The following is a 471-nucleotide window of genomic DNA, read 5'->3' as shown; positions in this document are numbered from 1 at the left end:
CAAGTGATACTAGCCCACTAAACTCAGTGCCACGGTCCACAGTAAAGCTGTGCACCGGACCATTAAAAGTGGTTAGGAACTTAGTTAGTGCTTCATTAACAGTCGCTGTCGTCCGATCTTTTAACCGGTATGCCCAAAGGAACCGTGATTTTCGATCGATTAAAGTTAATAAAACTGCCTTACTATGCCCACGAGGACCAACGACTGTATCTAGTTCAAAATCGCCGATGCGCTTACGTTGATTAATCATCATGGGACGCTGTTCAATTGATCGCCCCAAAGATTGATTATATTTGGATCGTTGGTCAACGTTACGCCGTTGGCGTACGCCATGTTCAGGTAGATCATTCAAGGAGAAACCAATTCTCCCCTGATTTAGCCAATTATAAATAGATTTAGTAGCTAGTTTAAATTCGTGAGCAATCATTCCTGGTGACCAGCTTAGACGTAAATGGTTGAGAATTTTTTGCT

General features: G+C 42.5%; 1 pseudogene. It reads right to left on the bottom strand.

Annotated elements, in window-relative coordinates:
• Positions 1-471, bottom strand: a pseudogene (locus LPKJCM_RS00855) (IS30-like element ISPp1 family transposase); the annotation flags it as partial.

The organism is Lentilactobacillus parakefiri (assembly GCF_002157585.1).
Taxonomy (GTDB): domain Bacteria; phylum Bacillota; class Bacilli; order Lactobacillales; family Lactobacillaceae; genus Lentilactobacillus; species Lentilactobacillus parakefiri.
The sequence above is the reverse complement of the archived record's forward strand: the minus strand, read 5'-3'. Positions and strand labels throughout refer to the sequence as shown.